The sequence below is a fragment of the Carboxylicivirga sp. M1479 genome (assembly GCF_007097485.1).
In the GTDB taxonomy this organism is placed as follows: Bacteria; Bacteroidota; Bacteroidia; order Bacteroidales; family Marinilabiliaceae; genus Carboxylicivirga.
Map to the genome: position 1 here is coordinate 1 of NZ_VKDE01000086.1, position 776 is coordinate 776.

1 protein-coding gene is annotated in these 776 nt (G+C 38.7%); it reads left to right on the top strand.

The window, feature by feature from the left end; genetic code table 11:
• The coding region (locus FNN09_RS20880) for a DsbA family oxidoreductase (protein ID WP_221932563.1) at positions 1–672 on the top strand (672 nt) is incomplete at its 5' end.
• Positions 673–776: the final 104 nt, after the last annotated feature.

Below are 776 nucleotides of genomic sequence, written 5' to 3' on the forward strand. Positions count from 1 at the left end.
TTGAGTACAAATACCAAAATAGCAATGAACGATAAGATAAAAATAGATGTTGTATCCGATGTGGTATGCCCATGGTGTGCCATTGCTTATAAGCGCTTAGAACGAGCTATCGAAGAAATGGGTATTCAGGATAAAATCGACTTGGAGTGGCAACCCTTTGAGTTGAATCCGCAAATGCCAAGTGAAGGGGAAGATCTTACTGAGCATATAAGGCGTAAGTATGGTTCATCGGCTGAGGATTTGCAACGATCGAAAGAGCAGATGGTGGCTTTAATGAAAGACTACGATTTTGATTTTGACTATTATGATGGGATGCGCATGCCCAATACCTTAAATGCTCATATTTTGCTTGAGTACGCTAAAGAAAAAGGAAAACAGCACGACTTGAACATGCGCTTTATGAGAGCTCATTTCTCAGAGCGTAAAAGCTTGTTACATCCGGACGTATTGCTGCAAGAGCTGACAAGCATAGGATTGGATGCTGAAGAAGCAAATAATTGTTTGTCGGATGATCGTAGAAAAGCAGATGTGCTAGAAAAAGAAAATTATTGGAAGAATCACGGAATATCAGCTGTTCCCACCATGGTGTTTAACCTTAATAGTGCAGTAACAGGTGCCCAATCGGTTGATGTTTACAAGCAAGTTTTAAGTGAACTACTGAGTCAGAAATAAAATATAAAATAGATTAATATGGATAAGATCAATATTTTGTGGACTACCACCAATCGTGATACCATTTCAAAGATGATAAGCATGTATAGCGTAAATGCCGTAAA